The 12,988-nt window shown below is 63.5% G+C and carries 8 protein-coding genes and 1 pseudogene; 5 read left to right on the top strand and 4 right to left on the bottom strand.

What is annotated here, in order from left to right; genetic code table 11:
- Positions 1–315: 315 nt before the first annotated feature.
- Complete coding sequence (locus P9292_RS30235; protein WP_309962670.1) at positions 316–2,721, top strand: VCBS repeat-containing protein; 2,406 nt, start codon at positions 316–318, stop codon at positions 2,719–2,721.
- Between the two features lie 78 nt (positions 2,722–2,799).
- Here P9292_RS30235 and P9292_RS30230 read toward each other — a convergent pair whose 3' ends face one another.
- The 3 genes from P9292_RS30230 to P9292_RS30220 all read right to left on the bottom strand — a co-directional run bounded on the left by P9292_RS30230 (position 2,800) and on the right by P9292_RS30220 (position 5,763).
- A complete protein-coding gene (locus P9292_RS30230) occupies positions 2,800–3,876 on the bottom strand; it encodes a glycosyltransferase family 4 protein (RefSeq protein ID WP_244825931.1) in 1,077 nt (358 codons plus the stop codon).
- Positions 3,877–4,274: 398 nt separating this feature from the next.
- On the bottom strand, positions 4,275–4,544 hold the full coding sequence (locus P9292_RS30225) for a hypothetical protein (protein WP_244825932.1): 270 nt from the start codon (positions 4,542–4,544) through the stop codon (positions 4,275–4,277).
- Between the two features lie 148 nt (positions 4,545–4,692).
- On the bottom strand, positions 4,693–5,763 hold the full coding sequence (locus tag P9292_RS30220) for a substrate-binding domain-containing protein (RefSeq protein WP_250509442.1): 1,071 nt from the start codon (positions 5,761–5,763) through the stop codon (positions 4,693–4,695).
- A gap of 127 nt (positions 5,764–5,890) precedes the next feature.
- Here P9292_RS30220 and P9292_RS30215 point away from each other — a divergent pair, with 127 nt between their 5' ends.
- From P9292_RS30215 to P9292_RS30200, 4 genes and pseudogenes are all read left to right on the top strand, one after another.
- Positions 5,891–6,388, top strand: coding sequence for an NAD(P)H-dependent oxidoreductase subunit E (locus P9292_RS30215; RefSeq protein WP_309962669.1), 498 nt, complete (start codon positions 5,891–5,893; stop codon positions 6,386–6,388).
- Positions 6,385–7,943 (top strand): annotated as a pseudogene (locus P9292_RS30210) (formate dehydrogenase beta subunit). The gene P9292_RS30215 and the pseudogene P9292_RS30210 overlap by 4 nt, the downstream one beginning before the upstream one ends.
- 18 nt (positions 7,944–7,961) lie before the next feature.
- The gene (fdhF, locus tag P9292_RS30205) at positions 7,962–10,889 is read left to right on the top strand and encodes a formate dehydrogenase subunit alpha (RefSeq protein WP_309962667.1); all 2,928 of its coding nucleotides are present in this window, start codon (positions 7,962–7,964) and stop codon (positions 10,887–10,889) included.
- A gap of 3 nt (positions 10,890–10,892) precedes the next feature.
- The gene (locus P9292_RS30200) at positions 10,893–11,135 is read left to right on the top strand and encodes a formate dehydrogenase subunit delta (protein ID WP_244825940.1); all 243 of its coding nucleotides are present in this window, start codon (positions 10,893–10,895) and stop codon (positions 11,133–11,135) included.
- Positions 11,136–11,207: 72 nt separating this feature from the next.
- Here P9292_RS30200 and P9292_RS30195 read toward each other — a convergent pair whose 3' ends face one another.
- A complete protein-coding gene (locus tag P9292_RS30195) occupies positions 11,208–12,917 on the bottom strand; it encodes an FAD-dependent monooxygenase (RefSeq protein ID WP_309962665.1) in 1,710 nt (569 codons plus the stop codon).
- Positions 12,918–12,988: the final 71 nt, after the last annotated feature.

Raw genomic sequence — 12,988 nt, 5'->3', positions numbered from 1 at the left:
AAAAAAAAGCCCCGCGCGGGGCGGGGCAAACATCCTTGAGAGACGTAGCTCTGGCAGAGACAACCTCGGCTACGGACGAGAGAATAGTCGGCGGCCAGTACTGTTCGAATCAGAGCGGTCCTAAAACGCTGCCTTACGGCAGTTATCTTGATGCACGTAAGCCCGGCGCAAGGCGATGCCCTTCTGTGCCGCGAGATTGGACGCGTCAGCCCCATTCATGTTCGCTCGGCCACTGACCGATTTCTCGTTCGCACGGCAATCTTCTGCTTTATTCTGTCGACGATCGGCGCGTCGATAAGCGCTTACGGGGAAAGCATGCGCAGAAGCATAGCGAGACGGTGGATCGGCAATCTGATTCTTTCTTTGATGTGGGCGCTATGCGGCGCGCTCCTCCCGGCTGGCGCCCGCGCGGCCCCGCCCGTCGCCGATTGCCACGCGGGCACTCTCATTACGGTAGTCGCCCACCTGGACGACGATCTCCTCTTCGTGAATCCCGGCATCAGCGACAAGCTCGACGCCGGCTGGTGCGTGACGACGGTTCACCTGATCGGCGGCGCAAACGGTGCGAAGTTCGATTACGTCGTGCTTCGCGAGACCGGCACGAAGCTCGCCTATGCGCGCATGGCAGGCGTGCCGGACAAATGGCAAGAATCGACAGTGATGCTCGCGGGGAAGCCCGTGCATCAGCTCGTGCTTACGCAGCAGCCGCGCGTGAAGCTGCTCGAATTGCGGTTGCCCGGCGGCGGTGTGCGCGGCGGCAAGGTGCCGCTCGGTCTGCTGTGGGATCGCGGGCAGACGCTCAATACCTATCCGCTGCAAGCGGACGGCACCGGTTCGACCACTTACGACCGCGCCGCCCTTTCCGCGACGTTGCGCGCGATCCTCTCGCAAGCTACGGAAATCTACACGCTCAATCCGGATACGGTCGCCTTCATGGAGCATCCGGATCACATTCTCGCGGCGCGCATCACGCGTGTGGTTGCGCAGAGCCTGAAGCGCGATGTGCCGATCGGCTATCACGTCACCTATCCGACGGGCGGCTTGCCGAAGAATCTCGACGCCGCGCAGACGCTGCGAAAGCGCGATGTCGTCGGCAGCTATTTCGCGATCGATGGCAACGACGCCGGTCACGTCTTCGGCGAGTACATGTGGGACGGCAACTGGGTCGCGCGCCGCTACTGGAGCATGGCCCATGCGAACGACGCCGGTCCGGAGTTCCAGTTGCGCCCGTTCCAGCTCGTCAACGAATACTCGAGCCGCTGCCTGACATCGGCCGGTGCGGGTAAGGCACCGACGCTCGCCGCATGCACAGGCGCCGCGACGCAAAACTGGTTCTGGCAACAGTTGCCCGCCGCGCCGGGCGCTAAAAACGATGCGCTCTTCGTGAGCGCGGCGACGCGCGGGTGTATCGCGGAACGGGAAAACGGGCTTGTCGAGGAAAGCTGCAAGCCGGAAAGCGCGGTACAGCACTGGACGCCGTGGGACTTCGGCTTCGTGTACACACCGCTCGATCACTGTCTCGGCGAGAAAAACGACTTACTGACGGCAAGCCGCTGTTCGATGCTGACGGCGCAGTATCGTTGGTCGCCGTCATCGCAAACGGTGTGGACGGACACGCGGCAGGAAGGCGCCCTCTTCGGCGACGTTCGTGGCGAAGGCCGCGACAGCACCGTGTATGTGCAGCGGCGCAAGGACGGGCCCGGCTTCAACGTCTGGGTGGCGGAAATGTCGCGCTTCGACCGGGCGTCGCCGTGGTTTCTGAACGCCGTGCCGTTCGACCCGCAAGCCACCGCGCCGACCTGCAATGCCGATTCGCTTTGCTTCGACAGCGCGCGCTTTCTGTTGGGCGATTTCGATGGCGACGGCCGCGCCGATCTGATGGCGATCACGCCGCGCAACGGCGGCACCGCGTTCTGGCTTTTAAAAAGCGCCGGCACGCATTTCGAGGCGCCCCGTTTGTGGTTTCAGACGAGCGCGGCATGGACGCCCGAAATCGCGCAGCAATACGTGGCAGGCGATTTCAACGGCGACGGCCGCGCCGACGTGATGATCGCGCAGAAAAGCAAGGACGCGGGGCTCGACCTCTGGGTGCTGACGTCGGGCGGCGCGACGGCGAACGCGCCTGCGCTGTGGTTAAAGGCGAGCCAGTTGAGTCAGAGCGCGCGTTTCATGCCGGCTCGCGTCGCGCAATCGAAGCACGTGGGGCTTCTCGCGATCGAGAATATCGACGGCGCGCTCGCGCTCTCGCAATTCGCGAGTGACGGAAGCGCCTTCGCGCCGAGCTATCGCACGAACGTCTATGCGCAGTTGCGCGCGCCGTTCGCCAAGGTCGTGGCGGGCGATATCGATGGCGACGGCATCGACGATCTGGCCGTGCTCGAACCGCGTGGGGACAGCGCGAGCACGCGCGTCTTCACGATGAAAGGCGGCAAGGCGTTCGGCCCGGCCATCGAGACGACGACGCTCGCCGATACGTCCTACGCGGATTCAATGCCCGCAATCGCGCGCGTCGCCGAACACGACGATCACGCCACGCTGGTGCTGTTCAAGCGCGCGAACGCGTTGCTCGGCGAGTTCTATTACACGGGCGGCGCGCCGAGTCTCTACGGCTACGAATTCGATACGGCGTTCAAGCTCGGGCCGGTGAAAATTTGGGGCGAATTGCCAGGGCTGTTTTCCGAGTCGCTGTGGCTCAAGACGCTGGCTTACTGGGGGCAGTGAAAGCGCGTTCGTCGTCACCAAATCAAACGCGCCGACCGGGCAACCGATGCGGCGCGTACTTGTTCAACAAGCCGACGCTCAACTAAGGCCCACGCGCAAGTTCAGAACGTCCCGCGCGATCGCCAGATACTTGTCCGCCGTGCTCTGCAGGGTCAGGCCGTTGAGCGGGCGCGTCGCGCGCGGCTGATTGAGCGCATCGAGCAAGGCGTGGCCGTAGGCGTCGCTGTCGGCGGTATCGAGTAATTGCACGCCGGGAAAACCACCCGCGAAGGCGAACGATGCAATCGCGCTCGCGACCACCGGAATGCCCGACGCCAGCGCCTCCAGAAAGCCGATGCTATGCGCCTCGAAGCTCGAGGGCATGGCGAACACGCTCGACGCCTTCAGAATCTGCGCGACGTTCATCTGCGGCCCTTCGATCTTCACGCGATCGCCAAGCCCGAGTTTCGCGACCAGATCGACGACCGCCTTGTGATAGTCGAGATTTTCGATGACACCGCACAGCAGCAGTCGCGCATCCGGCTCGGCGCGCGCGACGCGCGCGAACGCTTCGACCGTCTGCAACTGATTCTTCTCGGGAATGTAGCGGCCCACCTGCACGATCTGCTTGGCGGCCACGGGAATGGACGGTTGCGCGTCGTCGGCGAAACGGGAGACATCGACGCCGTTGGGCACGACGATCATCGAAGGATGCAGCCCGATTTCTTGCACGTAGTTGTCGATATTCTTCTGCGACACGCCAATCACCGCCTTCGCCCGGCTCGACAGCAATCGCTCGGCGCGCAAAAGCGCCCGGTTCGCGAAATCGTTCGCGCCGGAGTGCATGACCCAGACGATCGGCACCCGCGTCGGCAAGGCGCGAACGTAGAGCGCGGGAATGGTGGCGTGCGCGAAGATGATGTCGGGCTTGAACTGACGGATCGCGCGATGCAAGAACAGCAAGCGTCCGAGCTTGCCGGGGTTTTTCGTCGGGAAAAGGCAGATCACGCCGTGCGAACCGAGTTCCGCGCTGATGTGTTTGAAGTCGTCGTGTTCCGGCATCAGCGATGCGATGCAGACGTCGTGGCCCGATCGCTGATGCCCGATCGCGACGCCTTTGGCAAGCACTTCGGCCCCGGATAGTCGGGGCGCCAGTATGACCTGGAGAATACGCATTTTGCAGTCCCTCGGCTGATCCGAAGTGCGCTCAGTGGCCACACGCTTTGCCCAAAGTATCGTGGTCCCCGTCGCCGCCCGCCGGTTCGCATCATCCGGCGGCCAGCGCACTTCCTGTTTTTTGTGTTTTATGACTAATGAGCCATGCCCACGCAAAACAGCACACGGGAGCACGCCGTCATAAGGTACTCCGGAGGTCATACCAAACGCCCGCCATCACATAGCGTTTTTCAGTCGATGCGTAAGACGTTGAAAGTGCATGTGTGACTGCGCGCACACGTCCTGCCGCGTCGCGTCAGTGCAAAGCGGTTATGGCACGAAGGTAAGGGGAAGATTTTGCTGCAACCGCACACGCTGTCCGGCATTCGGCAATGCGGTCGCAGAAGTGAGAATGGCGATCAGTTGGTGCCGTCCTTCGGGCACTTCAGATTGCAGCCGTCCGGGTCGCCGAGGTCGCCGCGACGGCGCATGGGCGAGCTGCCCTTTTGATACTTATCGGTTGGCGCGGAAGCCGCAAACTGCATTTGCGGATGCTCGTTGAGGCGGAATTGGTCTTGCAGCACGCCGCCCGGCACGCCAGGCGAATTCTGGGCAAACGCAACGGGAATCAGATAGAACGCACCGGCGACGAGCGCAGCGGTGGTGGAAGCGAGCAACGTAAGTTTCATGGCGGAATTTCGCGCGGGACAGCCGCGTCTGGAACAGGGTTGAGTCGACAGCAAAGCGTTAGGTTAACCCAATTCACCGCCGCCAGCAGTTTCTTCCGAGCCGGCTTCTTCTTACCGTTCGTTTCTCCCGCGCGCGGCGGCGAGTGTCTCAGCCGCGCAAACCTTCTTCGATATCGACGAGCGAGCCGCAACGCGCCGGGTCGTAACCTTCCAGATGCGCCACGCTGTCGTTGAACGCGTCGCTGCGTAGCACGCGCAATACGGTGGCAAGCCGCGCCTCGTTGAGCCGCGCGCGTTCGCATGCGAAGAAGTAGTCCTCGTCGATGATCGGAATGAAGTCGAGCGCGAAGTGCTGCGCGGCGGGCTGCACGCCAAAGCCCAAGTCGGCCATGCCGCTTGCGACGAACGCGGCGATGGCCGAATGCGTGAGTTCGGTGGTCGCGTAACCGTTGATCTGATCGGGATCGACACCGACGCCGCGCAAGGACAAATCGAGCAGCATGCGCGTGCCCGAGCCCGGCTGACGATTCACGAAGCGCACGTCGCTGCGCGCGAGATCGCGCAGTCCCGTCACCCGCTTTGGGTTGCCCTTCGGCACGAAGAGGCCCTGCGTGCGCCGCGTGAGCCGAATGAGTTGATGCTTGCCCGCATCGAGATAAGGACGATAGCTCTCCGCACACGTCGCGCGAAACGGGCCGATCGGCAGATGAAATCCCGCCAGTTCGCACTCGCCGCGAGCCAGCGCACTCACGGCTTCGTAACTTTCGCGGTATTTGATGTCCACCGGCACGCGCTGTTCGCCGAGCGCGTGCACGAGCGTCGCGACCGCGTAGCCGTGCGATGCATGAATGCGCACTTGCGCGAGACCACTGGCGAGTTTGCGATTGAGTTCATTGGCGACATCGCTTGCGACGGACTGCAACGGCGTTTCGAGCCGGTCGCCGCAAACGCGCTGCGCACGCAACACGGACTCGCCAAGTTCCGACAAGACCGACCCGCGTCCGCGCGATTTTTGGATCAGCGCGCCGCCCAGCCGCGCCTCGATTTCGCGCAACAAACCCCACGCATGCCGATAGGACAAACCCTTAGCGCTCGCGGCATTCGCGATGCTGCCAGTCTGAGAGACGAGCTTCAAAAGCGGCACAACCGCGCTCAGGCTGGTCTCCCGGCCATCGGCGTCGCGGAGGATGAGTTCGGCGCGGCATTCGACATCGACCATATGCATTGCCCCTTCCTATTGCCAAGATATATCACGACGCCTATTGTTCTTTTACCTGCTCGGTGCTTACGATTATATGATCGAAATATGCACTAATAAAACATATACCGAGCGTTGGAGGAGCCCCATGACACACACGCAGCCGTTGTCCGCCGCTGCCGCTGAAGACCTCGTGCGCCGCCATGCGGTACACGACGCCACCTTGATGACCATCCTGCATGCCATCCAGGACGAAACCGGCTTCGTGCCGGAAGAAGTCGTCGCGCCGCTGGCGCGCGTCCTGTCGCTGTCGCGTGCGGAGGTTCACGGCACGATCACGTACTACCATCACTTTCGAAGCGCGCCGCCCGCGCGCGTGACCGTGCAGTTGTGCCGCGCGGAAGCCTGCCGCAGCATGGGCACCGAAGCGCTGAAGGATCACATCGAAGGGCATACCGGATGCCGCTTCGACAGCGGTCATGCCGAAGGCACCGAGCTCGAATCGGTGTATTGCCTCGGCCAATGCGCGCTGTCGCCGTCGATGATGATCAACGGCGAGATTCACGCGCGCGTCACGCCGCAGAAGTTCGACCGCCTATACAAGGCCGCGAGCGAACAAAGCCAGAAGACAGAGGTGACGGCATGACGCGCATCTACGTTCCCTGCGATTCCGCCGCGCTGGCATTGGGCGCGGAAGGTATTGCGAAGGCCATCGAAAGCGAAGCGGACAAGCGCGGCATCGACGTGCAGATCGTGCGCAACGGTTCGCGCGGCCTCTTCTATCTCGAACCGCTCGTCGAAGTGGAAACGCCGCAAGGGCGCATCGGTTATTCGAATGTCGAAGAAGACGGTATCGCCGCCCTCTTCGATGCCTCTTTCCACGAAGGCGGCGTCCACGCGAAGAACGTCGGCCTGGTCGACGACATTCCGTACCTCAAGAAGCAGCAGCGGCTGACGTTCGCGCGCATCGGTATCACGGACCCGCTTTCCATCGACGATTACACCGCGCTCGGCGGACTTGCGGGCCTGCGCCAAGTGCTCGACATGAACGGCGACGCGGTGTGCGAAGCGCTCGTCGATTCCGGCCTGCGCGGACGCGGCGGCGCGGCATTCCCCGCCGGCATCAAATGGAAAACCGTGCGCGGCGCGTATGCGGACCAGAAGTACATCGTCTGCAATGCGGATGAAGGCGACTCCGGCACCTTCTCCGACCGCCTCGTCATGGAGAGCGATCCGTTCATGCTGATCGAAGGCATGATCATCGCGGGCGTGGCGACGGGCGCGACCAAGGGCTACATCTACGTGCGCAGCGAGTATCCGCATGCCATCGCCACCCTGAATCGGGCGATCGAGCGCGCGCGCGATGCCGGCTGGCTGAGGCGCGAGCGTGCTCGGCACCTCGCATGCGTTCGACCTGTACGTGGCGAAAGGCGCGGGCGCGTATGTCTGCGGCGAGGAAACGGCGTTGCTCGAATCGCTCGAAGGCAAGCGCGGCATCGTGCGCGCGAAGCCGCCGGTGCCCGCGCTCGTCGGTTTGTACGGCAGGCCAACTGTCATCAACAACGTCATCACGCTCGCCACCGTGCCGATCATCTTTGCGAAAGGCGCGGCGTTTTATCGCGACTTCGGCATGGGACGCTCGCGCGGCACGCTACCCTTCCAGCTCGCGGGCAACGTCAAGCAAGGCGGACTCGTCGAACTCGCGTTCGGTGTGAGCCTGCGCGAACTGATACATGAATACGGCGGCGGCACGGCGAGCGGCCGTCCGGCGCGCGCGGTGCAGGTGGGCGGTCCGCTCGGCACGTATCTGCCGGAAAGCCAGTGGGATATTCCGCTCGACTACGAGGAATACGCAAAGGTCGGCGCAGTGGTTGGCCACGGCGGTCTCGTGATCCACGACGACACCTCGAACCTCGCCGAACTGGCGCAATACGCGATGCACTTCTGCGCGCTCGAATCGTGCGGCAAGTGCACGCCGTGCCGCATCGGCTCGACGCGCGGTGAAGAGGTCATCGGCAAGATTCGCGACGGCGATACGTCGGTGAAACAGATCACGCTGCTGCGCGAACTGTGCGACACCATGGTCGCCGGGCTCGCTCTGCGCAATGGGCGGCATGACGCCGTTCCCGGTGCTGTCCGCGCTCGATCACTTTCCCGAAGATTTCGGGCTGCCCCGCACGCCCGCCCGAAAAGCGGCCTAAAGCAAGGGAGACAAGAACATGTCCAACACCATCAACGGCTGCGGCTCGGGCAATTGCGCATGCAAGAGCGCGGCCTCGGTTCAGCGCCGCGACCCGTTCGACGAAACCGATTACGGCACGCCGCTGCGTCACGCGGATATCGACGTGACGCTGGAAATCGATGGCCAGGCGGTCACGGTGCCGGCGGGAACGTCGGTGATGCGCGCGTCCATCGAAGCGGGCATCAACGTGCCCAAGCTCTGCGCCACGGATTCGCTCGAACCGTGGGGTTCGTGCCGCCTGTGTCTCGTCGAGATCGAGGGCAAGCGAGGCTATCCGGCTTCGTGCACGACGCCCGTGGAAGCGGGCATGAAGGTCCGCACGCAGACCGACCGGCTACAGTCGCTGCGCCGCAACGTGATGGAACTCTACATTTCCGATCACCCGCTCGATTGCCTCACCTGTCCCGCCAACGGCGATTGCGAACTGCAGGACATGGCGGGCGTGGTCGGCTTGCGCGAAGTGCGTTATGGCTACGAAGGCGCGAACCATCTGAAGGACAAGAAGGACGAATCGAATCCGTACTTCACTTACGATCCGTCGAAGTGCATTGTCTGCAATCGCTGCGTGCGCGCGTGCGAGGAAACGCAAGGGACGTTCGCGCTGACCATCGCCGGGCGCGGTTTCGAATCGCGCGTGGCGGCAAGCGAAAACGTGCCGTTCATGGAGTCGGAGTGCGTGTCGTGCGGCGCATGCGTCGCCGCGTGCCCGACCGCGACCTTGCAGGAAAAGACCGTCGTCATGCTCGGTCAGGCGGAGCATTCGGCCATCACGACGTGTGCGTATTGCGGCGTCGGCTGCTCGCTCAAGGCCGAGATGAAAGGCAACACCGTCGTGCGCATGACGCCGAATAAGAACGGCCAGGCCAACGAAGGCCACGCGTGCGTGAAGGGCCGCTTCGCGTGGGGTTACGCCACGCACAAGGATCGCATCAAGAAGCCGATGATCCGCGCGAAGATCACCGACCCGTGGCGTGAAGTGTCGTGGGACGAAGCGATCAACTACGCGGCAAGCGAATTCCGCCGCATTCAGGACAAGTACGGGCGCGATTCCATCGGCGGCATCACCTCGTCGCGCTGTACCAACGAGGAAACCTATCTCGTGCAGAAGCTCGTGCGCGCGGCGTTCGGCAACAACAACGTCGATACCTGCGCGCGCGTCTGCCATTCGCCGACCGGCTACGGCCTCAAGTCCACGCTCGGCGAATCGGCGGGTACGCAGACGTTCGCGTCGGTCGAGAAATCCGATGTCATCATCGTGATCGGCGCGAATCCCACGGACGGCCATCCGGTCTTCGGCTCGCGGCTGAAGCGGCGCGTGCGTGAAGGCGCGCAACTCATCGTGATCGACCCGCGCCGCATCGATATCGTCGATACGCCGCACGTGAAGGCATCGCATCATCTGCAATTGCGGCCGGGCACCAACGTCGCGATGGTCAACTCGCTCGCACATACCATCGTGACCGAAGGACTGGTCGATGAACCCTTCGTCGCCGCACGCTGCGAAACGCGCGCGTTCCAGCAATGGCGCGATTTCGTCTCGCTCGAAGAGAACTCGCCCGAAGCGATGGAAGCCGTCACGGGCGTGCCCGCGAAGCTCGTGCGCGAAGCCGCGCGCGCCTACGCGAACTGCGGCAACGGCGCGATCTATTACGGTCTCGGCGTGACCGAACACGCGCAAGGCTCGACCACGGTCATGGGCATCGCCAACTTGGCGATGGTCACGGGCAACGTGGGCCGCGAAGGCGTCGGCGTGAATCCGTTGCGCGGACAGAACAACGTGCAGGGTTCGTGCGACATGGGCTCGTTCCCGCACGAGTTGCCGGGCTATCGGCATATCAGCGATGCCGCGACGCGCGCCCTCTTCGAGGAAGCCTGGGATGTGAAGCTGCAGCCGGAACCGGGTCTGCGCATTCCGAACATGTTCGATGCCGCCGCGCACGGCACCTTCATGGGCCTCTATTGTCAGGGCGAGGATATCGTCCAGTCGGACCCGAACACGCAGCACGTCGCCGACGCGCTCTCGGCGATGGAATGCATCGTCGTGCAGGACATCTTCCTGAACGAAACCGCGAAGTACGCGCACGTTCTGCTGCCAGGCTCGACCTTCCTCGAAAAGGACGGCACGTTCACCAACGCCGAACGCCGCATCTCGCGCGTGCGCAAGGTCATGCCGCCGTTGCCCGGCCTTGGCGATTGGGAAGTGACCATCAAGCTCGCGCGCGCACTTGGCTACGAGATGAACTACACGCATCCGTCCGAGATCATGGACGAGATCGCGCGACTCACGCCCACGTTTCACGGCGTGTCCTACGAGAAGCTCGACGAGCTCGGCAGCATTCAGTGGCCGTGCAACGAGCGTGCGCCGGAAGGCACGCCGACCATGCATATCGACGAATTCGTGCGCGGCAAGGGACGCTTCGTCATCACCAAGTTCGTGGCGACGCCGGAAAAGGTCACGCGCAGATATCCGTTGCTGCTGACGACCGGGCGCATTTTGTCGCAGTACAACGTCGGCGCGCAGACGCGTCGCACCGAAAACTCGCAGTGGCACGACGAGGACCGTCTGGAGATTCATCCGGTCGATGCGGAAGATCGCGGCATCAAGACGGGCGACTGGGTTGGTATCGAGTCGCGTGCGGGACAAACCGTGCTGCGCGCGAAGATCACCGAGCGCATGCAGCCGGGCGTCGTCTACACGACCTTCCACTTCCCGGAATCCGGCGCGAACGTGATCACCACGGACTCGTCGGACTGGGCCACCAACTGTCCTGAATACAAGGTCACGGCGGTGCAGGTCATGCCGGTGGAACAACCGTCGCAATGGCAAAAGGAATATTCGCGCTTCAACACGCAGCAGCTCGAACTGCTCAACATGCGCGATGTCGCGGCGACTACGGGGAAATGACGCATGGACGTGGATAACCTGATCGACATGGCGAACCGCATCGGCGAGTTTTTCGATTCGATGCCGGATCGCCCCGAGGCCGTCGATGGCGTGGCGGATCACATACGCCGCTTCTGGGAACCGCGCATGCGGCTCGCGATTCTTGCCGCACTCGACAATCCGGAGGCGAGCGCGTCGATGCTGCCAATTTTGCGCGAGGCATTGACCGCGCATAAGGACGATCTTCAGCCGAAGGTGGCGGCTTAACCTTAGCGATGGCGTCGGGCCGACGCCCTGCCCGCTTTCACGAGCGGCAGGGCGTTTTTCGTTTTACTCGCGTTACTCGTGCGCGGGCGGCTCGTTGTTATCCGCGCCCTGTGCGCTGAACCACGTCTCGCAGTGGCGCAGCAACGAGTGGACGTCCGAAGGCGCCCGCCCGCGCGCCGCGATATAACCATCCGGCCGCACGAGATAGAACGCGGGACGCGTGCGCCCGTAATTGTCGGTGAGCGAAGTCGCACCTTCGCCTTGCGTATCGGTGATACGCCATACGCGCACGGCATTCGGCATGAGCGCTTCGATGGAGCGCACGAGGCCGTCGAGGTCGGGATCGCGCATCGCGTGCGCCACGGTGATGGTCGCCGGCGCCAGCGCGATGTCGTCCTCGCCCGACGGGTTCAGCAGCAGGAACAGCGAGAAGCAGCCCGGATCGTGCAGGTCGTAGAGACAGCCGACGGCCGGCAAGCGGCCGAGCGGGCCATCGACGACATGCACGCGTGCATCGGGCGCGCGTTCGCCGGCGCGCGGACCGCCATCGAGTAGACGTTCCAGCGTGAGCGGGCTCTTGCGATAGTTGATCGAAAGCTCGCTCACCGTGCGCCGCATGGCATCGCGCAACGGGCCGATAGCGGCGAGCATCGGCATGACGTGATCGCGCATGAGCTTCATCGGGCCGTGTTCCGCGCCCGCCATCTGCAACAGCATGTTCGACTGACGCAGCACGTCGCGCTCGATCGGATGCCGTTCCGCGTGATAGCTGTCAAGCAGGCGTTCGGGTGCACCGCCCGCGAGCATGCGCGCGAGTTTCCAGCCGAGATTGAACGCTTCCTGAATGCCCGTGTTCATGCCTTGCGCGCCTGCGGGGCTATGAGCGTGAGCGGCGTCGCCCGCGAGGAAAATGCGCTCCACGCGCAGACGATCCACCATGCGGCTATTGACATGAAAGTACGCCGACCACGTGAGATCCGACAGCGTGACGCGATGATGCACGCGCCGCTCGACGATCGCGCGGCATTCCTCGATGGTGGGCCCTGCCTTCTCCTTGTCGTCGACGGGCGCGGGCAAGTCGGCGATGAGACGCGCGCGGCCATCGCTCATCGGAAAGAGCGCGGCGAGGCCTTCGCCCGACGCGAAGATATGGAGTTCGTCGTCGGGCCAGTCGGAATCGGCCTGCAGGTCGGCGAGCAGGAAGGTCTGGTCGAACGTCTTGCCGTCGAAACCGATATCCAGCCGATGCCTCACGAAGCTATGCGAGCCATCGGCAGCGATCATGTAGGACGGGCGCAGGATCTCATCGCGGCCATTGGCGTGTCGCAAGGTGGCTTGCACGCCCGCCGCGCCCTGATTGAAATCGACGAGTTCGACGCCGCGCTCGATCGTCACGCCCTGGCTTTCGAGATGCCCGGCAAGCAGGCGTTCGGTTTCGGATTGATCGAGAAACAGCAGATAGGGATAGCGCGTCTGCAGCGGATCGAAGTCGAGCCGCGCGAGGCGCTGACCGTTCGAATAGAGGTTCGCCACCCGCGAGCGGTGCCCGAGTTCGAGAAACGGCTCGACGACGCGATGCTGTTCCAGCAGTTCGAGCGTGCGCGCCTGAATGCCGATGGCGCGTGAATACGGCGAGCGCTCGTGCGCGCGGTCGATGAGCCGCACGGGGATATGCGCGCGCGAAAGGCTCATGGCGGCGGCGAGTCCCGTGGGACCGGCGCCGACGATCAGAACGGGCGCGACATCCAGCTTGTCGTTCGGATTCAGCTTTGGCGCAAACATGCGGTCCTCCCTGAAACGTCACGTTGTCGAGTGTACGCCGTGGCCGCGCCTCGGTGGACCTGGGCGCCGAC

The sequence above is a fragment of the Caballeronia sp. LZ001 genome, from assembly GCF_031450875.1.
GTDB lineage: Bacteria > Pseudomonadota > Gammaproteobacteria > Burkholderiales > Burkholderiaceae > Caballeronia.
Note: the sequence above shows the minus strand (reverse complement) of the source record. Positions and strands in the feature narration are given on the sequence as shown.

What these genes read in the sequence shown, in the direction of transcription:
- P9292_RS30225 (WP_244825932.1), bottom strand. Translation starts at nt 4,544, where the DNA reads ATGAAACTTACGTTGCTCGCTTCCACCACCGCTGCGCTCGTCGCCGGT.
- P9292_RS30200 (WP_244825940.1), top strand. Translation starts at nt 10,893, where the DNA reads ATGGACGTGGATAACCTGATCGACATGGCGAACCGCATCGGCGAGTTT.
- P9292_RS30235 (WP_309962670.1), top strand. Translation starts at nt 316, where the DNA reads ATGCGCAGAAGCATAGCGAGACGGTGGATCGGCAATCTGATTCTTTCT.
- fdhF (WP_309962667.1), top strand. Translation starts at nt 7,962, where the DNA reads ATGTCCAACACCATCAACGGCTGCGGCTCGGGCAATTGCGCATGCAAG.
- P9292_RS30195 (WP_309962665.1), bottom strand. Translation starts at nt 12,917, where the DNA reads ATGTTTGCGCCAAAGCTGAATCCGAACGACAAGCTGGATGTCGCGCCC.
- P9292_RS30220 (WP_250509442.1), bottom strand. Translation starts at nt 5,763, where the DNA reads ATGGTCGATGTCGAATGCCGCGCCGAACTCATCCTCCGCGACGCCGAT.
- P9292_RS30215 (WP_309962669.1), top strand. Translation starts at nt 5,891, where the DNA reads ATGACACACACGCAGCCGTTGTCCGCCGCTGCCGCTGAAGACCTCGTG.
- P9292_RS30230 (WP_244825931.1), bottom strand. Translation starts at nt 3,876, where the DNA reads ATGCGTATTCTCCAGGTCATACTGGCGCCCCGACTATCCGGGGCCGAA.